Source organism: Paenibacillus spiritus, from assembly GCF_008710135.1.
GTDB classification, from domain to species: Bacteria; Bacillota; Bacilli; order Paenibacillales; family Paenibacillaceae; genus Paenibacillus_AQ; species Paenibacillus_AQ glufosinatiresistens.
Genome location: NZ_VYKK01000008.1, coordinates 43530 through 64315, shown reverse-complemented (window position 1 = coordinate 64315; position 20786 = coordinate 43530). Strand labels below are relative to the sequence as shown.

Here is a 20786-nt window from a genome sequence, read left to right as displayed (position 1 = left end):
CCTGCGGAGCCCTATCTTCCCGCTGCGGAAGTTCGGTACTGGCTGGGCGACTCGCCGCAGAACCGCTTGAACTGGCGCGAGAAGTAGAGCGGGTCGTTGAGCCCGACGGAGGCAGCCACCTGCTCGATCGACAGCTCGGGACGCTCCCGGAGAAGCCGCCGGGATTTGTCGATCCGCAGCTTGAGCAGGTAGGTGACCGGAGAATAGCCGGTCTCGGCCTTGAAGATCCGGGACAGATGGGCTCTGCTGTAGCCCAGGCTGGCGCTCATCCCTTCGATGGAGACCGGATGGGCATACTGGGAGGACATATAATGAATCATTTGCATGACCGTCCGCTTCGCCTGGGAATCCGGTCCGGCGGGGCGCTCCTCGGGGACAAGCCGGGAAGCGGCCTCCCCGAGCGTCAGATACAGGCAGCCGAGCGCCGTCAGGACGCCGCTTTCGCGGCCTGAGCCGAAGGCTTCCATGATGCCGGCCAGCGCCCGGGGAATGATGCTGCTCTTCCCCGCGGAGACTACGGGATCAGCCGGAGTGAAGCCCGCGCCGGCGACCAGCCGGTCCGCTTCGGCGCCGGCGAAGGCCATCCACCGGTAGCGCCAGGGCGTCTCTTCGTCGGAGACGTAGCTGACGAGCCGGGCGGGATGGATCAGGAAGAGGTCGCCGGCGCCAAGCGAGTAGGTGCGGTGCTCCGTGCGGAAGATTCCCCTTCCGGATTCGATATAATGCAGCAGGTAATAATCGTAGATCTTGGGTCCGGCCTGATGCAGCGCCCGGGTCTGGCTGCGTCCGGCGAAGAGAACGCTGAGGGCATCCTTCTCGTTGTACAGCGGATTGGAGGCGACAGCGTAATCGGGTTCGGGCAGACTCATAAGCTCACCGTCCATTGTCACATTTGTCCATGAGTAACGCACATGATTGCATTATCGGCGCGCACCTGTTTTTATTATAATATAGCCATAAAGAAGCCGGAAGGGCGAGATTTCGCTTGAACGGCGAAAGGATGGCGCATCATTTATGAGCATATCGGATTTGCAGGAGAGCTTTATCCGCAAGCATGGGGACACCGGCGCGGAGACGCGTGTGTTCTACGCTCCGGGACGGGTTAATCTGATCGGAGAGCATCTCGATTACAACGGAGGCTACGTGCTTCCGGCCGCGCTGGAATTCGGCACAACGCTGCTGGCCCGTCCGCGGGAGGACGACCGGGTCCGGTTCGTCTCCACGCATTTTGAGTATGAAGCGGATATCCGCATTCCCGACATTGGTCTTGCGAAGACCGGCGAATGGGTGGATTACCCCGTCGGCGTACTGGTGGAGCTGGCCAAGACAGGAATCGCGCCGACCCGGGGCTACGACCTGCTCTTCCACGGGGATATTCCCAACGGAGCGGGCCTGTCCTCATCGGCCTCGATTGAGGTCGTGACCGCCTTCGCCTTCCTGACACTCGAGGGCGGAGACACCGATACCGTAGAAATTGCGCGGCTGTCCCAACGGGCGGAGAACGGCTATGTCGGCGTCAACTCCGGCATCATGGACCAGTTCGCGGTCGCGGTCGGACGCCGCAGCCATGCGATTCTGCTGATGTGCGACACGCTGGATTACGAGCTGGTGAAGTTTGAGGCCGGGAACTATAAGCTCATTATCGGCAACACCAACAAACGCCGCGGCCTGGTTGATTCCAAGTACAATGAACGCCGCTCCCAGTGCGATGAAGCGCTTGCCGCGCTGCGAACGAGGGTGTCGGAGCTGGCTTGTCTGGCCGGACTGACGCCTCAAGAACTGGAAGCGCACAAGGATGCGATCCGGGACGAGACAGTGCTGCGGCGGGCGCAGCACGTTGTAACCGAGAACCGGCGCGTGCTGGATTCGGTCGAGGCGCTGCGGCGCGGCGACCTCCGGACGTTCGGGGCGTTCATGAACGCCTCGCATGAATCGCTCCGCGATCTCTACGAAGTAAGCTGCCCGGAGCTGGACGTCATGGTGGAAGAGGCGCAGCGCATCCCCGGCACGCTCGGATCGCGCATGACCGGCGCCGGGTTCGGCGGCTGTACCGTCTCCCTGGTTCACGAAGATGAGGTGGAACGGTTCATTGCGGAGGTCGGAGCGGCCTATAAGGAACGCACCGGTCTTACCGGCGATTTCTACGTCTGCGGCATCGGCGACGGTGTTCGTGAGCAGAGCGCCGTCAAGCGGTAAATCAAGCGATCAGTCAAGCGATACGTAAGGAATGACCTGTTGGACCATAACGAGAGGAGTGGAGAGACAATGGCAATTCTTGTAACGGGCGGAGCGGGGTATATCGGCTCCCACACGGTAGCGGAGCTTTTGGATCGGGGAGAAGAGGTGGTTGTAATCGACAGTCTGCTGACCGGGCACCGGGAAGCGCTGTTGGGCGGCAAGCTGTACGAGGGAGACCTCCGGGACAAGGAGCTGCTGAAGAAGCTGTTCGCCGAGAATGAGATTGACGCCGTCATCCACTTTGCGGCCAGCTCCCTGGTCGGGGAGAGTATGAAAGACCCGGCGAAATATTACGACAACAATGTCTATGGAACGCTCTGTCTGCTGCAGGCGATGCAGGAGGCGGGCGTCGATAAAATCGTCTTCTCCTCCACCGCCGCCACCTATGGCGAGCCCGAGAAGGTGCCGATCGAGGAGAGCGACCGCACCGAGCCGGCCAACGTCTACGGCGAAACCAAGCTGACGATGGAACGGATGATGTCCTGGTTCGATAAAGTGCTCGGCATCCGTTATGTAGCGCTCCGCTACTTCAACGCGGCGGGCGCGCATGCCAGCGGCAAGATCGGCGAGGACCACCGTCCCGAGAGCCATCTGATTCCGCTCGTTCTGCAAGCGGCGCTGAAGCAGCGCGAACATATCGCCATCTTCGGCGAAGACTATCCGACAGAAGACGGAACCTGTATCCGCGACTATATCCATGTCAGCGATCTGGCCGACGCCCATGTGCGGGCGGTGAACTATCTGCGCAGCGGCAGCGGAAGCAATGTGTTCAACCTGGGCAACGGCCTCGGCTTCTCCGTGAAGCAGGTGATCGAGACGGCCAAGAAGGTGACCGGCCTCGACATCCCGGTAGCGGTCCAGGAACGCCGCGCCGGCGATCCGGCCGTGCTGGTCGCTTCCTCGGACAAAGCGCGCAGCGTGCTCGGCTGGAACCCTTCGCGGGCCGATCTGGAGGGCATCATCGCCAGCGCATGGAGCTGGCACTCCAGCCATCCGCAAGGCTACGGCGACAAGTAATCAGATCAGCTAAGGAGACGGACTATGAACAACGAGACCGAGCACCACGCACCCGCCGGCGGCGAACGGGCCCTGCTGGCGATCGAAGAGCTGCTGCTCTTCGCCGCCGCCAAACGCTTGATCGAGCCGGAGGACATCGACTACAGCCGCAATGTGCTGCTGGAGCAGTTCCGCTTCGATGAGCCGTACGCCGGACTGGCGCCGGAAGAGGCGGCTGACAGCCCGCAGTCCATGCTGGACGCCCTGATTGACTACGGCTATGAGATCGGGCTGATTCCGGAGAATACGGATACGTACCGGGATCTCTTGGACGCGAAGATTATGGGGCTGCTGCTGGCCCGTCCGTCCGAGATTATCGGCGAATTCGGGAAGCTGGCCGGGGAGCAGGGAATTTCGGCGGCGACCGACCGCTTTTACCGGCTCAATATCGACTCGAACTACATCCGCATGGACCGGATTTCGAAGAATCTGTACTGGCTGTACGGCTCGGCCTACGGGGATATCGAGATTACGATCAATCTCTCCAAGCCGGAGAAGAATCCGAAGGAGATCGCCATGGCGCGGCTGCTGCCGCCTCCGGTGTATCCGAAATGTCTGCTGTGCCGCGAGAACGTCGGCTATGCCGGGCGCCTCAACCACCCTGCGCGCCAGAATCTGCGGACCCTTCCGCTGAAGCTCGCCGGGGAGGACTGGTTCTTCCAGTATTCGCCTTACGTCTATTACAACGAACACTGTATCGTATTCCATCACGATCATGTGCCGATGAAGCTGACGAAGAAGACGCTGGAGCGGCTGCTGGATTTTGTCGGCCAGTTCCCGCACTACTTCCTCGGTTCCAATGCCGATCTGCCGATTGTCGGCGGTTCGATTCTGACGCACGATCATTTCCAGGGCGGACGCCATACCTTCCCGATTCAAAAAGCGGCCCGCGAGAGCAGCTTCGCGCATCCCGGGTATCCCGGAGTGACGATCAGCATCGTCAACTGGCCGATGTCGGTCCTGCGCCTGAGCGGCGCGGACAAGAAAGCGCTGCTGGAATGCGGCAGCGCCGTCTACGAAGCCTGGAAGAGCTACAGCGATCCGGCGGCGGAGATTCACGCCTTTACGGAGACGGATGGAGAGCGCCAGCCGCACAACACCGTTACACCGATCGTGCGCCGCAGCGAAGACGGCGGCTATGAGATGGATCTGGTGCTGCGCAACAACCGGACGAGCGAAGAGCATCCCGAAGGGATCTTTCATCCGCACCGGGAGATGCACCATATCAAGAAGGAGAACATCGGTCTGATTGAAGTAATGGGACTGGCGATTCTGCCGGGCCGCCTGAAGACCGAGCTCGATGAAATTGCCGGGGTCCTGAGCGGCGACAGCGGCCTGCTCGCGGCGATCCGCGGCGGCGGGCATCCGCTGGCCCAGCACGGGCCCTGGTTGGAGGAACTCGTCGCCCGCTTCGGCACGGAAATGCAGCGCGATGACGCGGTTCAGGCGATTCGGACCGAGGTCGGCGCCAAGTTCACGGCCATTCTCGAGCAGGCGGGCGTCTATAAGACGACGCCGGAGGGACGCAAGGCGTTCGCCCGGTTCGTCGAAGCCTTCGGGGCCTCTCGCATTTAAATCCGACATCCGGCTTGTCTCCAGAAGGAGAGAGCCGGATGTTCGTTTTTTATCCGTTACAGGGGTATAATGTTATATTGTACGCAACTATCTTGTGAACTGGAGGGTTAAAACGCATATGCGCAACTTTGAATTCTACAATCCCACCAAGCTGATCTTCGGCAAGGATACCCTGGAGGCCCTCAAGACCGAGGTGCCCAAGTACGGCAAGAAGGTGCTGCTCGTCTACGGGGGAGGCAGCATCAAGCGCAACGGCTTGTATGACCGCACCCTGTCGCTGCTCTCGGAGATCGGGGCTGAAGTATCCGAACTCGCCGGCGTCGAGCCGAACCCGCGGCTGTCCACGGTACACCGGGGCGTCGAGCTGTGCCGGGAGAAGGGAATCGAGCTGATTCTGGCCGTGGGGGGCGGAAGCGTTCTGGACTGTGCGAAGGCCGTTGCGGTCGGCGCGAAATACGAGGGAGACATTTGGGATTTCGTGGACCGCAAGGCGGCTCCCCAGGGCGCTCTGCCGCTCGGAACCGTGCTGACCATGGCGGCGACCGGCTCGGAAATGAACAACGGATCAGTGATTACCAACGAGAAGACGCAGGAGAAAATGGGCTGGGGCAGCGTGCACGCCTACCCGGCCTTCAGTATTCTGGACCCGGTGAACACCTATTCCGTTCCCCGCGACCAGACCATTTACGGCGTCGTCGATATGATGTCGCATGTGCTGGAGCACTACTTCCATCAGGATGCCAACACGCCGGTGCAGGACGGCTTCTGCGAAGCGCTGCTGCGCACGATGATGGAGGCCGGATCGAAGCTCGTGAATGATCTGGAGAACTACGAACTCCGCGAGACCATTCTCTACTGCGGCACGATGGCGCTGAACGGTATGGTCAGCATGGGCTTTGCCGGCGACTGGGCGACCCACAATATCGAGCATGCCGTATCGGCGGTCTACGATATTCCGCACGGCGGAGGGCTCGCCATTCTGTTCCCGAACTGGATGAAGCATAATCTGGATGTGAATCCGGCCCGATTCCGCCAGCTCGCGGTCAACGTCTTCGGCGTGGACGCAGCAGGCAAAACCGACCGCGAAGCCGGTCTGGAAGGCATCGAGGCGCTGAGCCGCTTCTGGACGTCCATCGGCGCACCGTCGCGGCTGGCCGATTATGACATCGACGACAGCCAGATCGGCGCAATGGCCGACAAGGCGGTCAAATTCGGCCCCTTCGGTAACTTCAGCAAGCTGCAGCGAGAGGATGTCATCGAGATTTACAAGATGTCGCTCTAAGAAATCAGGCCAAAAGCTGCGGAGGCAAGGCATCTCGCCACCGTCATTCTGCATTAGCCGTCCGGGCGCTTCCGGGCGGCTAATGGCGCTGTCCAGCTGAACTAAAAGCACCGGGACAGAAAATAAATTACGGATGCTTTCTGTAATAAGCAAATTGGTTGAAGCCGGAATACTGAACATTGAATCCTCTTGCGATTTTACCTTGATCTGATAAATCAATACCAAACGAAAAGTCTGCTGAGGGACCCAATCCTATTTGTGATGGGATCAGACGTTGGTGGTCCGAAGTGACAAGCAAAAATTCCTCTTGTGGCGTCGAAAAAACACCATTTTGCTTCAGGTCGCCGGGGAAAATAAATCGGCCTTCTTCCTGAAGGTTCAACGATGTATGAAAGCTGAAATAAATATCTCTCTCCCGGTAGACAACGTCACTAAGAAAAATTTCGGATTCCCCTACTTTAAAAACCTTGACGTTTAAACGTTTGGATTTTTTGGTAATCCACTCAGGCTTAATAGTAAAATGAATAGCTAAATTAGCTTCAACTTTATTTACAATATAATTTTTTTTTGTTACTATTTTTTGCAGTTTTTCTTCATCAGATTGTTGATTGGATCTCAACATAATAATTGAGACACCAACTATGAACAATATAACAATAAAAAAAGTTTTTAATTTCATGCCGTAATCCTTTCAAGTAAATTTAGCAAGGCTGTCCTACTATCAGGACAGCCCTTGTTTAAATTAAATTAGCACCTTTTTATATCAGTCGACTTGCCAAAGGGATCAGCTATCAATTTTTCTACAAAATCATTATATCATCCATTAATGGAAATCTATAGATAAAATTTGTTTTTATTCTTTTTTCTATAAAATTTTTCGGTAGATTACAGAATGTATAGTTTTCCGATAGAGTAAACCATGTTAAGACTCCATTCCAAATACTTTGGTTTCGACGTTGTCTATCCCTTTTGGTGCTCTTGCACTAAACTTGACCCCATTTATTGGGAGAATTTCTCTGGAAATCCGAAACCATCCGCAACGATTTACGTTAAATTAAGAGAGGCCGCATACATATGACAACGGAGGGAAAGCGCAATGCAAACGCTCTATATGGCCGCTCTGACGCTCGGGGTTCTGTTCGCTCTCGTCAGCCTGCTGGCGGGAGACATTATCGGAGATGTATTGCACAGCTCACTGGACTTTCTGTCGGTTGACTTCTTAAGTCCGGCCGTACTGGCGGGGGGCGTTACCGTGTTCGGCGGCGCCGGAATTCTCCTGGGCCGATACAGCGGGCTGGGCTCGGGAGCGGTGGGCGCCCTGTCGCTGCTTGCCGCTCTGGCGGTGGCCGCCGCCTTGTATCTCGGCGTGGTGAAGCCGATGGAGCGCAGCGAGGTATCATCGGGCTTCTCGATGACCGAGCTGCCGGGAAGGCTCGGCGAAATTACGGTGCCGGTCCCGGCAGGCGGCTTCGGCGAAGTCATGGTGAGATTCGGAGCGTCGAACAGCCTGCATACCGCGGCAAGCTTTGACGGTAAGCCGCTCCCGGCCGGGCTGCGCGTCGTAGTCGTGGAGGTCAGGGAAGGCGTGGCTTATGCGGCCGGACTGGATGAGGAAGAGCTGAAGAGAGGGGATTTGTGAACATGTCAGGAATACCGGATTACCTGTTGATTCCCGTGGTTGTGATCGCTGTGCTGCTGGTGCTGGCGCTCGCCTTCTGGGCGCGTTACCGGACGGTGGGACCGGATGAGGCGATGATCGTTACCGGGTCCTTCCTGGGCAGCAGCCATATTTCCGACGACGGATCGGGACGGAAGATCAAGATTGTCAGAGGCGGGGGCGCCTTCATTCTGCCTGTGTTCCAGAAGGCGGAGTTCATGTCGCTGCTGTCCCATAAGCTGGATGTGACTACGCCAGAGGTCTATACCGAGCAAGGCGTGCCCGTTATCGCAGACGGCGTGGCGATCATCAAGGTCGGAAGCGCCATCGAAGATGTCGCGACAGCCGCCGAGCAATTCATGGGCAAGCCGATCGAAGCGCTGAAATCGGAAGCGCAGGAAGTGCTGGAAGGCCATCTGCGCGCCATTCTCGGAACGATGACGGTCGAGGAAGTGTACCGGAACCGGGACCGGTTCGCCCAGGAGGTGCAGGGCGTGGCTGCCCGGGATTTGAAGAAGATGGGCCTGCAGATCGTGTCGTTCACGATCAAGGATGTGCGCGATAAGCACGGCTACCTGGAAGCCTTGGGCAAGCCGCGGATTGCGGCCGTCAAGCGCGACGCCGAGATCGCCGAAGCCGAAGCGATGCGGGACGCCCGGATTCAGAAAGCCAGCGCCGAGGAGCAGGGGCAGAAGGCGGAGCTGCTGCGGGACACGAATATCGCGGAAGCGTCCAAGGAGAATCAGCTGAAGGTAGCGGCGTTCAAGAAAGACCAGGATACCGCCAAGGCCGAAGCGGACCAGGCCTATCATATCCAGGAGGCCCGGGCGAAGCAGATCGTGGTCGAAGAGCAAATGAAGGTCGAGCTTGTCCGCAAGGAGCGGGAGATCGACCTGCAGGAGAAGGAGATCGCGGTCCGCGAGAAGCAGTACGACGCGGAAGTGAAGAAGAAAGCCGAAGCCGACCGTTACGCGGTGGAACAGGCGGCGGAAGCTGACCGCGTGAAGCGGATGCGCGAGGCGGATGCCGTGCAGTACAGCATCGAGACCCATGCCAAGGCAACGGCGGAGCAGAAGCGGCTCGAGGGCCAGGCCATCGCAGACGCGGAGCGGGCCAAGGGGACGGCGGAGGCGGAAGTCATCCGGCTGCGCGGTCTGGCGGAAGCCGAAGCGAAGGAGAAGCTGGCCGAGGCGTTCCAGAAGTTCGGCGAAGCGGCGGTGCTGGACATTATCGTCAAGATGCTGCCTGAACTGGCGGGCAAGATTGCCCAGCCGATTGCTTCCATCGACAAGCTGACGGTCGTTGACACCGGCAAGGGCGAGGGCGCGGCCCGGGTCAGCAACTATGTGACCGAGCTGATGGCGACCGCACCCGAAATGCTCAAGAGCGTGTCCGGCATCGACGCCCTGTCGCTGATCCAGGGCCTTACCGGCAAATCGGTGCCTTCGAAGGCGCCGGTCGCGGCTGCTGCGGCGCCGGTTGCGCCGGAAGGACTGCCGGGAAGCGCGAGGCAATAAGCGGAGCCGGCTTCATGAAGCGGCTGGACGACAGCCGCACGGGAAGGAGGACCGTCAGGGATTGGGGCCTGACGGTTTTTTTTGGGATCGGCAGAAAGTTCGAATGAGGCACATTCATATATTGGATGGCTCCAGGAGGCCGCCGGAGCTTCCCGTCATCTTGCGGGCGGTCGGCCGCCCCCGTATAATAGAGCGATATCGTTTTTTTTGATGAAAGGTAAAGAGGTGTAGATGTGAGCAGCCTAACCGTCGCGAAGGTGCTGAACAACAATGTCATCATCGCCGACCATCCGCAGTATGCCGAAGTCGTCGTCATCGGCAAGGGCATCGGCTTCAACCGCAAGAGCCGCGACAGAATTGACCTGTCCGCTGTGGAGAAGATGTTCATTCTGCGCAGCCAGGCCGAGCAGGAGCAGTACAAGCAGCTGATTCCCCAGGTTGACGAGAAGCTGATCGAAGTGATTCAGGAGATTGTCCTGCACATCATGAGGCAGACGGGAACAACGCTCAACGAGCATATTCATATTGCGCTTACGGATCATATCGCCTTCGCTATCCGCCGCATGGAGCAGCATATTATTCTGCACAATCCGTTTCTGTATGAGACCCGGGAGATCTATCCGAAGGAATATGCGCTGGCGGAATATGCCGTGGGACGGATCAACGAGACGATGAATGTCCAGCTTCCTGTCGATGAGATCGGGTTTGTGGCCCTGCATATTTACAGCGCAATCAGCAACCGGCATATCTCCGAGGTCAAGGAGCATTCCCAGTTAATCGGAGACTTGGTGGGGCTGGCGGAGAACGGACTGGAGTACCGGGTCCCCCGGGATTCCCTCGATTATTCACGGCTTGTCACCCATCTGCGGTTCGTGCTGGAGCGGCTGCGCCGTGGCGAGACGGTCCGCCAGACATCATCGCTGGACAATCTGATGAAGCGCGAATACCCTGAGATGTATATGCTGGCCTGGAAGCTGACGAAGGTGATGGAGAAACGTCTGAAGCTGCCCGTATATCCGGCGGAAGTGAGCTATCTGACCGTTCATCTCCAACGTCTGGCCCAGAAGAAAGCCGAGGAAGAGGAACCGCTCGCGGACCCGGAAGTTTAGGTATTGCCACCGGTTGCAAACGGTGTTATACTGGCAGCAAGTTGTGGCTAACTGAATATAACGTGTAACTGATTCGATCAGGCATGAGTGATTTACAGGTTTATGGTTGTCTTTTTCCCTCTTGGGGTAATCTAACTTTAGTGTTGGATAGACGACCATGCATCTGTGATTGCTTATGCCTTTTTTGCGCTGTGTTCTGTTAGCTATCCATTTCAAAAAGGAGTGAAACCTCTACATGTTCAAGAAACTGTTTGGCGTCTTGCAGCGTGTCGGCAAGGCGCTGATGCTGCCGGTAGCTATCCTTCCGGCGGCGGGGCTGCTGCTGGGGATCGGCAATATGCTGGTCAATCCCGACTTCCTGCAATACGTACCGGCTCTTGAGAATGATACGGTTCAAGCGATCGCGAACGTTCTCATGAACGCCGGCCAGATCGTATTCAGCAATCTGTCCCTCCTCTTCGCGGTCGGGGTCGCCATCGGCCTCGCCGGCGGCGAAGGTGTGGCCGGTCTTGCGGCCATTATCGGCTTCCTCGTCATGAACGTGACGATGGGCACAGTGCTGGGGATCAACAGCTACGTGCTGACCTGGGGCGACTTCTCGTACGCCAGCGTCCTCGGCATTCCTACGCTGCAGACCGGGGTATTCGGCGGTATTCTCGTCGGTATTCTGGCGTCTGCGATGTACAAGCGGTTCTTCAAAATCGAGCTGCCGTCGTATCTCGGCTTCTTCGCCGGCAAACGCTTCGTTCCGATTATGACCGCTGTAACCTCGCTGATCCTGGGCTTGATTCTCTGCCTGGTCTGGCCGCCGATCCAGCATGGACTGAATTATCTGTCCCAGAACATGATCGACACGAACAAGACGCTGGCCGCCTTCATCTTCGGCGTCATCGAACGTTCGCTCATTCCGTTCGGATTGCACCACATCTTCTACTCGCCGTTCTGGTATGAGTTCGGCAGTTATGTGAGCAAGTCGGGACAGCTGATCCGCGGCGACCAGAGTATCTTCATGGCACAGCTGCGCGACGGCGTGCCGTTCACTGCCGGTACGTTCACGACCGGTAAGTATCCGTTCATGATGTTCGGTCTGCCGGCAGCCGCCCTGGCCATTTACCATGAAGCGAAGCCGGAGAACCGCAAGGTAGTCGGCTCCCTGATGGTATCCGCTGCACTGACCTCGTTCCTGACGGGGATTACAGAGCCAATCGAATTCTCGTTCCTGTTCGTGGCTCCGCTGCTGTTCGCCGTTCACGCCGTATTTGCCGGTCTGAGCTTCATGACGATGCACATCTTGGATGTCAAAATCGGGATGACGTTCTCAGGCGGCTTCATCGACTATGTGCTGTTCGGTATTATTCCGAACCGTACGGACTGGTGGCTCGTCATTCCGGTCGGTCTCGTCTTCTCAGTGATTTACTACTTCGGCTTCCGCTTTGTTATCCGCAAGTTCAACCTTAAGACGCCGGGCCGTGAAGAGGAAAACGCCGATGAGGACAATGCCGGAGCGGACGCCGCTGCCGTATCGACGGCGGGCGACGATCTGCCGCGAAACATTCTGGCCGCCCTTGGCGGTTCGCCGAATATCGTCCATCTGGATGCCTGCATCACGCGTCTGCGGGTTGAGGTTAAGGATAAAGCCGGCGTCGACAAGAACCGGCTGAAGAAGCTCGGCGCTTCCGGCGTGCTGGAAGTGGGTAATAACGTACAGGCGATCTTCGGAACGCGTTCGGATACCATCAAATCGCAGATCCAGGATGTCATGGCCGGACGGACTCCTGCCGCCGCTCCTGTGGCTCCGGCTCCGGAAGCCGAGAAGCAGGCGGGCGAGGAAGGCCAGGCAATCGTTCCGGAAGATATCGTATCTCCGGTCAACGGCGAGCTGATGGATATTACGCTGGTTCCGGATGAAGTCTTCTCCCAGAAAATGACGGGCGACGGCTTCGCCTTCCTCTCAAGCGACGGCAAGATCGCATCGCCGGTCTACGGCAAGGTGTTCAATGTCTTCCCGAGCAAGCACGCGGTCGGAATCATGTCCGACGGAGGCAAGGAAGTTCTGGTGCACATCGGCGTCAATACCGTCAAGCTGAAAGGCCAGGGCTTCAACGTACTGGTGCAGGAAGGCGATCTGGTCGCAGCCGGCCAGCCGATTATGGAAGTTGATCTGGAATATGTCCGGGCCCATGCGCCTTCCGTCATTTCTCCGGTCATCTTCTCCAATCTGCCGGAAGGTTCGGCCGTTACGCTGAAGAAGCCGGGCGCTGTCCGCATCGGCGACCGGGATATTATCGAGATCCGTTAATTTCAAACTACAACAGAAAGCGAGTGGGATAACATGCAACAAACATTCCGTATTATCGACGAAGACGGCATTCATGCACGTCCGGCTACAGCGCTGGTGAACACTGCAACCAAGTTCAAGGGCACGGAAGCCTTTGCGGAAGCCAAAGGGAAGAAAGTCACGCTGAAATCTATTCTGGGCGTTCTGTCCCTGGGACTCGAAACCGGCGATACGCTGACCCTCATTACGGAAGGGGCAGAGGAAGCCGAAGCTCTGAACGCGCTGCGGGATGTGATGGTTAAAGAAGGGCTGGGGGAAGTAAATGAGTAAATTGACCGGAATCGCGGCTTCGGCCGGGATTGCGATCGCCCGGGCTTTCATTCTGGAACATCCCGATTACAGCATTGCCCGGAAGACGATTGCCGACCCGGAAGCTGAGGTTGCCAAGCTGGAAGCCGCCCTGGAGAAATCCCGGGCGGAGCTTCAGGCGATCAAGGAACGGACGCTGGCGGAGCTGGGGGAGAAGAAGGCGGAGATCTTTGAATCGCATTTGCTGATTCTTGACGATCCGGAGCTGATCAGCCCGGTAGCCGACAAGATCCGCGAAGAGTCCGTCAATGCGGATTATGCGCTCCAGGAGGTTGCCGGCCAGTTCGTTACGATGTTCGAGAATATGAAGAGCGCGTACCTGCAGGAACGCGCCTCCGATATGCGCGATGTGACCAAGCGCGTGCTGAATCATCTGCTCGGCATTACGTACATCAGCCCGGCCGAAATCAGCGAAGAGGTTATCGTCATTGCGGAAGACCTGACGCCTTCCGACACGGCCCAGCTCAACCGCAATTATGTCAAAGGCTTCACGACCAACATCGGAGGCCGGACTTCGCACTCCGCCATCATGGCCCGGTCGCTGGAAATTCCGGCAGTCGTGGGAACCAAGACAGTGCTGTCCGAAGTGAAGGCAGGCGATCTCGTCATCATCGACGGATTGAACGGCGATGTGCTGGTTAACCCGAGCGATGCGGAGATTGCCGAGTACACGGCGAAGCGCGAAGCTTACCAGCGGCAGATTGCCGAATGGCGCAAGCTGCGGGACGAGCCGACGGTATCGGCGGACGGCAAGCACGTGGAGCTGGCCGCGAATATCGGGACACCGAACGACGTTGCCGGCGTTATCGAGAACGGCGGCGAAGGCGTCGGCCTGTACCGGACCGAATTTCTCTATATGGGCCGCGATAAGCTGCCCTCCGAAGAGGTCCAGTACAATGCGTACCGGACGGTTCTGGAGAACATGAACGGCAAGCCGGTGGTCGTGCGCACGCTGGACATCGGGGGGGACAAGGAGCTTCCTTATCTCGATCTGCCGAAAGAGATGAACCCGTTCCTGGGCTTCCGCGCTATCCGGCTGTGCCTGGACCGCCAGGACATTTTCCGAACCCAGCTTCGGGCTCTGCTCCGGGCCAGCGTGCACGGCAATCTGCGGATCATGTTCCCGATGATTGCAACGCTGGCTGAATTCCGGGCCGCTCGCGATCTGCTGCTGGAGGAGAAGGCGAAGCTGAAGGCCGAAGGCCAGGAAGTCTCTGACCAGATTCAGCTTGGCATCATGGTCGAGATTCCTTCTACCGCCGTACTGGCGGACCAATTTGCGAAGGAAGTGGATTTCTTCAGCATCGGAACCAACGACTTGATCCAGTATACAATGGCCGCCGACCGGATGAACGAGCGGGTGTCTTATCTGTATCAGCCGTACAATCCGGCGATTCTCCGGCTTATCAAGAACGTCATCGACGCTGCCCATGCCGAAGGCAAGTGGACAGGAATGTGCGGGGAGATGGCCGGTGATTCGACGGCGATTCCGCTGCTGCTCGGTCTGGGCCTCGACGAATTCAGCATGAGCGCCACTTCGATTCTTCCGGCACGCAGCCAGATTTCCAAGCTGTCCGCTGCCGAGATGAAGGAACTTGCGGCCAAGGCGCTGCAGATGGGTACGGCCGAAGAAGTGGCCGCTCTGGTTCAGCGCACCGCGCAATAATTCACAACTTTATTTTGCTTGTCCAACCGCACTTGCCGGCCCCTTCGGGCCGGCTCTTTTTGTGCAGTCTCCCGTTCTTCAGAGCGGGCCGGATGTTACAAATTCAGCGAAACCGTCAGCGGGATAACCTGCGCTGCCGATATAAGAACTATAGAAGCGTTCTCCGGCATAGACCCGGTCTTGCTTGGGAGAAGGAACATATTCTATGAGGAAAGACTCGGCTGCCGAGTATGCCTGTCCGCCGAAGCGGACATATCTGGATGTAACGGGAAGGTGATGAACAAGATGATTAGCGCAGTGAATGCGGAGTGGGTCATAGAGGAGTACAGGGGCAAGGATTTGGGCTTGACGTATACGAAGGAGGAGAGTCTGTTCAAAGTATGGGCGCCTGCGGCTTCCGCGGTATCGCTCGTGCTGTATGAATCCGGCGGTGTGCCGGGCGAGAGTGCGGAAGAGACCGGCGATGCGAAGCTGACCTTGATGAGCCGCCAAGGATCAGGCCTGTGGGAAGTGCGGGTCGCCGGAGATTTGGCCGGTCTCTTCTATATGTTCCGGGCGGTCTATGAAGACGGTACTGTTAAAGAATGCCCGGATCCGTATGCCTTCGCTGTGTCGGCCAACGGTCTTCGGTCGGCGATTGTGGATCTGCGGGAGACGGATCCGGAGGGCTGGGAGACGGATGAATCGCCCCGACTTGCCCATCCGGTAGATGCCGTGCTGTATGAGCTGCATGTCCGGGACTTCTCCATTCATGAGAGTCTGGGGGCGGCGCATAGAGGCCAATACCTGGCATTCACCGAAGGAGAGCTTCGCGATGAAGCGGGGAACCGGCTGGGCGTCGATCATCTGGCCGAGCTCGGCATTACCCATGTGCATCTCATGCCGGTGTTCGATTATCAGACCGTCGATGAACTGGACCAAGGCGGACCTCGTTATAACTGGGGCTACGATCCCCAGCACTACAATGCGCCGGAAGGGTCATACAGCACAGACCCTGCTGATCCGAGGGCCCGCATCCGCGAGTTCAAGAAGATGGTCCAGGCCCTCCATGCCCGGGGAATCGGCGTCGTGATGGATGTGGTCTATAACCATACGTATGCTGTGGATACAGGGCCTTTTGAAGGATTGGCTCCGGGCTACTTCTACCGGCGGGACCCTGCCGGACGGCTGACCAACGGCTCGGGCGTGGGCAACGAACTGGCGACCGAGCGGCCGATGGTCCGCAAGTACATCAAGGATTCGCTGCGCTACTGGCTGACGGAGTATCACATCGACGGCTTCCGCTTCGACCTGATGGGCGTCATCGATACCGTAACGATGCGGGAGATTGCGGAGGAGCTGCGGATCGAATTCCGGCCGGACCTGCTGTTCTACGGCGAGCCGTGGACGGGCGGAGATTCGCCGCTGATGAACAAGACGCTCAAAGGAGCGCAGAAAGGCAAAGGATACGCGGTCTTCAACGATAATTACCGTTCGGCGATCAAGGGCGACAACGACGGATGGGGCAGAGGCTATGCCACAGGCGAATGGGGAAGGGAAGGCGCGGTGGCAGCCGGCATCAAGGGAGCGATCCATGACTTCGCCGATTCTCCCCGGGAGACGGTCAACTATGTATCGGCCCATGACAATCTGAACCTCTGGGACAAAATCCTGACCGTACAGGGCCTGCGCGGCCACTGCCGGTTCCCCGACTTAGCCGACGGCCGCCTTGTGGGCGGCGGCGATGCCGAAGAAGCGATAGCGAAGGCCGATCCCTACGCCGTCCTGGAGGAAGGCGAATTGCTTCAGGATGAGACGGTCCGAAGATCGCTGCTTGCGAGCGCTCTCGTGCTGACTTCGCAGGGCATCCCGTTCCTGCAGGCGGGCGACGAGCTGCTGCGCAGCAAATTCGGAGACCATAACAGCTACCGGAGCAGCGATTCCATCAATGCGATCCGCTGGGGGAACAAAGCGCGCTTCCGGCAGGTATTTGATTACTACCGCGGCTTGATTGCCCTTCGCAAGCAGCATCCGGCGTTCCGCCTGCGCGGACGGCAGGAGGTGGAGCGCGCGCTTCATTTCACACGGTGTGACGGAGGGGTGGTCTCCTACCTGCTGAAGGATCACGCGGGAGGCGACTCATGGCGCAATATCGCCGTTCTGTTCAATGCCAATCCGTGGCCGGTGACGGCCTGGTTGCCGCCGAGCGAAGAAGGATGGCAGGTGGTGGCCGATCATACCGGCGCCGGCACGGAGACTCTTCGCAAGGTGGAGGGCCCGGAGATCACGGTTGAAGGCTTGTCCCTGATGATTCTCTATGACCTCTGCGAAGAGCCCCGTCCCCGTTCCAGAACGATTGAGATTCATTACGAGCGGGAAGACGGCGATTACCGGGGCTGGAACTTGTGGGTATGGGGAACAGGCATCCAGGACGGGCAATGCGACTTCACCCGCCTCAAGGACGGGCGCGCGGTCGCACTGCTGGAGGTACAGCCGGAGACCGCTTCCGTCGGATATTTGTTGCGGCTCAATGACTGGGAAGCCAAGGACGGCAGCGCGGACTGCTATATCGACTGCTCGGGCGAAGAAGATTGGATTCGTGTTCGGATTCGCGGAGCAGGCGGAATGCAGCCAGATTCCTCTCTTGGACTGACAAGCTGAACCCGGAGTTTTCGGGATAATCGGCAGAGACCTAAAGAGTGCTCCTAACTGCGGTTCGCCGCCCGCTCCTCCCGTCCCGGATCACCATCCATGGCCGGCGTGTACAGGGTCGCCTCATTCCCGCCGTGGTCCTTGGAGCGGTACATGGCCAGATCGGCGGCACGGAGAAGTTCGTTAATGGTCTTGCCGTGCTTCGGATAGAGCGCTACGCCAATGCTCGCAGAAGTATGGAAGCTGGAGCCGTTGTTGATGGACCAGGTCTTGTTGAACAGTTTCAGCAGCCGGTCCAGAATCTCTTCCAGCATCTCCGGGGAGGAGAAACGGTGCAGCACAACGGCGAACTCGTCTCCGCCGATCCGGAAGGCTTGCCCCACGCCCTTGACGGTCTGCTGAAGCTGGCCTGAGAGCAGCTGCAGGAACTCGTCTCCGGCGAGATGTCCCAGCGTATCATTCAGCTGCTTGAATCGGTCGCAGTCCAGAAGCGCAAGCGCGATCAGGGTCTGATTGTCCTTCGGCTGGGAGAACAGGTTCTCCATGTACATTTTGAAATGCGCCCGGTTCGGAATGGAAGTCAGATGGTCATAGAATGCCAGCTTGTGCAGCCGTTCTTCATGCTGCTTGCGCTGGGTGATTTCCCGCGAGACCAGCATGAACCGGGCGGGATAGGACTCCGACCCCGTTATGGCGGATACTTTGGTCTCCATCCAGACCCAGTGGCCGTCTGCGCTTCGCATGCGCAGCTCCGAAGCTTTGGAAGCGGAAGACCCGGAAGCGGCGTTCTTCAGCTTGGCCCAGGCAATGTCCGGTTCCCGGATATATTGCGAGAGCGGAGCGCCGGTCTTCGGCGTGTAGCCGAGAACGGGCAGATGGGACGGCGAAGCATACAGAATAGAGCCGTTGGCATCGGTCAGCAGAATAAAATCGGTCATGGATTCTCCGATGAGCTGGTACATGCCGCTCTCTTCCTGCCGCTGCTTCTGAAGGAAGAGCATCCGGCGGCCCAGATAAAAGATAAATAAGAAGAGCACAATGAGCATGAGGGAATAGACAGCGAACAGGGAGCTCTTCCGCTCTTTGAATATGTCCATCACCTGATCGCCGTAGCGGGAGAGCAGGTCTTCCGAACGGTCGAGGTGCCCGCGGGCATTGTCCAGCAGCTTGTTCAGCGATGACGGAGGGGTAGCGGCGGGATCGCCGGAAGCCAGCATGTTCCGGCCTGCTGCCAGCCACTCGTCCCGGGCGGCGGCAAACCCGGCAAGCTCGGAGCGGATCTGCTCCAGCACATAGTCATTGGAACGCAGGCTCTCATACGGCTTGCCTCCCGACAACCGGCCGGCGGCGGCATTCACACGCCGGGAAGCTTCCTCTACATTGTTCTCGAATTGGCTTCCCGCTAGCAGGCGGTCGCGGCCGTCCGAGGTATAAAGCGTGTACAGGGCGAGCGAAGACTGGTACAGGTCGCGATCCGCATTCAGGATCAATTCATGGCTCTTGTCAACGTCTTGAAAGAGTACACCCGAAATCCGGTCGATGGAATAGTTGAGATAGATAAGGACGGCGACACTGGCGCCGACCAGCACAGCTGCAATTGCGGCAAGCATCAGAATGAGACGCTTGGTCGTTTGGGTCTCGGTCACGTGCATCTCCCCCTGAAAAACCTGATGGTAGCGGCTAAGCCGGTGAGTTCAATCTTGCTCCCGCAGCGGGCATGAACCAGCTCTCGGGCCGGATCGCGGCGGGCGGGGGCGAAGTACCCATGCGGCCGGGCAAGCGCATACAGCTGCATCGTGGATACGGAGCCAAGAGCTCCGAAGTGCAATTATGTATGTACAGATTGTACCAGAGCAGTAGGCTTGAGACTTATTACCCACTGCCGACACAAACGATTCAGACGGTTCGGGAATTTTTTTCAGCGCTTGTTCTGCGTCTGATTCCTCCGTTCATCCGGCCGGATGCGCTTCTGGCGGCTTGCCAAACGCCGGAGAAGCCCCTATAATTAAACGATGTATAATTGATGAATAACCAGCAAATGCAGCGATGGAGAAGAGTAAGCAGCCAAGGCCCACAGGGAGAAGCCGCCGATGGATTGAGAGCGCGCTTCGGGAACCGAATCTGCTGAAGTTCACTCCGGAGCAGTACCCTGAACAGCTGCGAGAAGCAGCCTTGCGTAGGGGTCAACCGGCCGCAGCCCGTTACCGCTGCACGGAGTGAGACAGAAGGCGCGGGCGCATGAAGCCGGCGCGGAGCAATTCTGTCTAACAAGGGTGGTACCACGGTCTTCTCGTCCCTTTTACAGGGAGGGAAGGCCTTTTTTGGTATTTTGGTATGGGTATGGCGAAGCAAAGTGAAGGAGGATGGCTCAAGCCATGAAAGAAAAACTGGAAGCATTGAGAATCGAAGCGCTGGCGAAGCTGGCGGAGGTGAACGATCCGGGAACGCTCAACGACCTTCGGGTTAAGTATCTCGGCAAAAAAGGCGAGCTTACCGAAGTGCTGCGGGGCATGGGCTCGCTCAGCGCGGAAGAACGGCCGGTTATCGGCCAAGTGGCCAACACGGTCCGGTCAGCCATCGAAGAAGTCATTGCAGCCAAGCAGGAAGAATTTCAGCAGCGGGAGACCCAATCCCGGCTTCAAGCCGAGACGGTGGACGTCACGCTGCCGGGACGGAAGCTTCCTCAGGGCGGGATGCATCCGCTGAGCCGGGTCATCGAGGAGATCGAGGATATCTTTATCGGAATGGGCTATGAAATTGCGGAAGGTCCCGAAGTGGAGACCGATTATTATAACTTTGAGGCGCTTAATCTGCCCAAAGACCATCCGGCCCGGGATATGCAGGATTCGTTCTACGTTACGGACGAGCTGCTGGTCCGCACCCAGACCTCTCCCGTCCAGATCCGGACGATGCAGGCGAAGAAGGGCGAAGCCCCGGTCAAGGTTATCTGTCCGGGCCGGGTGTACCGGCGCGATAATGACGCCACGCACTCCTTCCAGTTCCATCAGATCGAAGGCCTTGTCGTTGCGCCGAATGTGCGCATGTCCGATCTGAAGGGAACGCTGCACGAATTCGTCAAGAAGATGTTCGGTCCGACCACCAGCATCCGGTTGCGCCCGAGCTTCTTCCCGTTCACCGAGCCGAGCGCGGAGGTGGATGTAAGCTGCTTCAAATGCGGCGGAAGCGGCTGCCGGCTGTGCAAGGGTACGGGCTGGATCGAGGTGCTCGGCTCCGGCATGGTGCATCCGAAGGTGCTGCAAGAAGGCGGCTACGATCCCGAAGTATACAGCGGATTCGCTTTTGGCATGGGCGTCGAGCGGATTGCCATGCTGAAATACGGCGTGGACGACATCCGTTACTTTTTTGCCAACGACATGTCTTTCCTGAAGCAGTTCCGGGGAATCTGAC

At 58.2% G+C, this 20786-nt stretch carries 15 protein-coding genes; 12 read left to right on the top strand and 3 right to left on the bottom strand.

Features of this window, described 5'->3' with window-relative positions; genetic code table 11:
* Nucleotides 1-11: 11 nt before the first annotated feature.
* A complete protein-coding gene (locus tag F4V43_RS07785; RefSeq protein ID WP_150457677.1) occupies nt 12-869 on the bottom strand; it encodes an AraC family transcriptional regulator in 858 nt (285 codons plus the stop codon).
* 145 nt (nt 870-1014) lie between these two features.
* Here F4V43_RS07785 and F4V43_RS07780 point away from each other — a divergent pair, with 145 nt between their 5' ends.
* From F4V43_RS07780 to F4V43_RS07765, 4 genes are all read left to right on the top strand, one after another.
* Nucleotides 1015-2196 (top strand): galactokinase, encoded by a 1182-nt coding sequence (locus F4V43_RS07780; protein ID WP_150457676.1) that lies wholly within the window; start codon nt 1015-1017, stop codon nt 2194-2196.
* Between the two features lie 69 nt (nt 2197-2265).
* The gene (gene galE, locus F4V43_RS07775; RefSeq protein WP_150457675.1) at nt 2266-3255 is read left to right on the top strand and encodes a UDP-glucose 4-epimerase GalE; all 990 of its coding nucleotides are present in this window, start codon (nt 2266-2268) and stop codon (nt 3253-3255) included.
* Nucleotides 3256-3279: 24 nt separating this feature from the next.
* Nucleotides 3280-4869, top strand: a complete 1590-nt coding sequence (locus tag F4V43_RS07770; protein ID WP_150457674.1) for a UDP-glucose--hexose-1-phosphate uridylyltransferase — start codon at nt 3280-3282, stop codon at nt 4867-4869.
* 118 nt (nt 4870-4987) lie between these two features.
* Nucleotides 4988-6151 carry an iron-containing alcohol dehydrogenase gene (locus F4V43_RS07765; protein WP_150457673.1) on the top strand — a complete coding sequence of 388 codons (1164 nt, stop codon included), beginning with the start codon at nt 4988-4990 and terminating at the stop codon, nt 6149-6151.
* A 127-nt stretch (nt 6152-6278) separates the two neighbouring features.
* Here F4V43_RS07765 and F4V43_RS07760 read toward each other — a convergent pair whose 3' ends face one another.
* A complete protein-coding gene (locus F4V43_RS07760; protein WP_150457672.1) occupies nt 6279-6773 on the bottom strand; it encodes a hypothetical protein in 495 nt (164 codons plus the stop codon).
* A 474-nt stretch (nt 6774-7247) separates the two neighbouring features.
* Here F4V43_RS07760 and F4V43_RS07755 point away from each other — a divergent pair, with 474 nt between their 5' ends.
* From F4V43_RS07755 to pulA, 7 genes are all read left to right on the top strand, one after another.
* Nucleotides 7248-7790: a protease gene (locus F4V43_RS07755; RefSeq protein WP_150457671.1), complete on the top strand. Its 543-nt coding sequence runs from the start codon at nt 7248-7250 to the stop codon at nt 7788-7790.
* Between the two features lie 2 nt (nt 7791-7792).
* A complete protein-coding gene (locus F4V43_RS07750) occupies nt 7793-9325 on the top strand; it encodes a flotillin family protein (RefSeq protein WP_223879816.1) in 1533 nt (510 codons plus the stop codon).
* Nucleotides 9326-9558: 233 nt separating this feature from the next.
* The gene (gene glcT, locus F4V43_RS07745; protein WP_150457670.1) at nt 9559-10434 is read left to right on the top strand and encodes a glucose PTS transporter transcription antiterminator GlcT; all 876 of its coding nucleotides are present in this window, start codon (nt 9559-9561) and stop codon (nt 10432-10434) included.
* Between the two features lie 235 nt (nt 10435-10669).
* Nucleotides 10670-12733: a glucose-specific PTS transporter subunit IIBC gene (ptsG, locus tag F4V43_RS07740; protein WP_150457669.1), complete on the top strand. Its 2064-nt coding sequence runs from the start codon at nt 10670-10672 to the stop codon at nt 12731-12733.
* A 33-nt stretch (nt 12734-12766) separates the two neighbouring features.
* The gene (locus tag F4V43_RS07735; RefSeq protein ID WP_150457668.1) at nt 12767-13042 is read left to right on the top strand and encodes an HPr family phosphocarrier protein; all 276 of its coding nucleotides are present in this window, start codon (nt 12767-12769) and stop codon (nt 13040-13042) included.
* Complete coding sequence (gene ptsP, locus F4V43_RS07730) at nt 13035-14747, top strand: phosphoenolpyruvate--protein phosphotransferase (RefSeq protein WP_150457667.1); 1713 nt, start codon at nt 13035-13037, stop codon at nt 14745-14747. The genes F4V43_RS07735 and ptsP overlap by 8 nt, the downstream gene beginning before the upstream one ends.
* A gap of 285 nt (nt 14748-15032) precedes the next feature.
* Complete coding sequence (gene pulA / locus F4V43_RS07725) at nt 15033-17387, top strand: type I pullulanase (RefSeq protein ID WP_150457666.1); 2355 nt, start codon at nt 15033-15035, stop codon at nt 17385-17387.
* Between the two features lie 44 nt (nt 17388-17431).
* On the opposite strand, the gene F4V43_RS07720 is transcribed toward pulA, so the two are convergent.
* Nucleotides 17432-19024 (bottom strand): sensor domain-containing diguanylate cyclase, encoded by a 1593-nt coding sequence (locus tag F4V43_RS07720; RefSeq protein WP_191089519.1) that lies wholly within the window; start codon nt 19022-19024, stop codon nt 17432-17434.
* Between the two features lie 729 nt (nt 19025-19753).
* On the opposite strand from F4V43_RS07720, the gene pheS reads away from it, so the two are divergent.
* Nucleotides 19754-20785 carry a phenylalanine--tRNA ligase subunit alpha gene (pheS, locus tag F4V43_RS07715; protein WP_150457664.1) on the top strand — a complete coding sequence of 344 codons (1032 nt, stop codon included), beginning with the start codon at nt 19754-19756 and terminating at the stop codon, nt 20783-20785.
* Nucleotide 20786: the final 1 nt, after the last annotated feature.

Coding starts and splice junctions, on each gene's coding strand:
- F4V43_RS07770 (WP_150457674.1), top strand. CDS start 3,280: ATGAACAACGAGACCGAGCACCACGCACCCGCCGGCGGCGAACGGGCC.
- F4V43_RS07735 (WP_150457668.1), top strand. CDS start 12,767: ATGCAACAAACATTCCGTATTATCGACGAAGACGGCATTCATGCACGT.
- pulA (WP_150457666.1), top strand. CDS start 15,033: ATGATTAGCGCAGTGAATGCGGAGTGGGTCATAGAGGAGTACAGGGGC.
- galE (WP_150457675.1), top strand. CDS start 2,266: ATGGCAATTCTTGTAACGGGCGGAGCGGGGTATATCGGCTCCCACACG.
- ptsG (WP_150457669.1), top strand. CDS start 10,670: ATGTTCAAGAAACTGTTTGGCGTCTTGCAGCGTGTCGGCAAGGCGCTG.
- F4V43_RS07750 (WP_223879816.1), top strand. CDS start 7,793: ATGTCAGGAATACCGGATTACCTGTTGATTCCCGTGGTTGTGATCGCT.
- F4V43_RS07765 (WP_150457673.1), top strand. CDS start 4,988: ATGCGCAACTTTGAATTCTACAATCCCACCAAGCTGATCTTCGGCAAG.
- F4V43_RS07785 (WP_150457677.1), bottom strand. CDS start 869: ATGAGTCTGCCCGAACCCGATTACGCTGTCGCCTCCAATCCGCTGTAC.
- pheS (WP_150457664.1), top strand. CDS start 19,754: ATGAAAGAAAAACTGGAAGCATTGAGAATCGAAGCGCTGGCGAAGCTG.
- F4V43_RS07780 (WP_150457676.1), top strand. CDS start 1,015: ATGAGCATATCGGATTTGCAGGAGAGCTTTATCCGCAAGCATGGGGAC.
- ptsP (WP_150457667.1), top strand. CDS start 13,035: ATGAGTAAATTGACCGGAATCGCGGCTTCGGCCGGGATTGCGATCGCC.
- F4V43_RS07760 (WP_150457672.1), bottom strand. CDS start 6,773: ATGTTGAGATCCAATCAACAATCTGATGAAGAAAAACTGCAAAAAATA.
- F4V43_RS07755 (WP_150457671.1), top strand. CDS start 7,248: ATGCAAACGCTCTATATGGCCGCTCTGACGCTCGGGGTTCTGTTCGCT.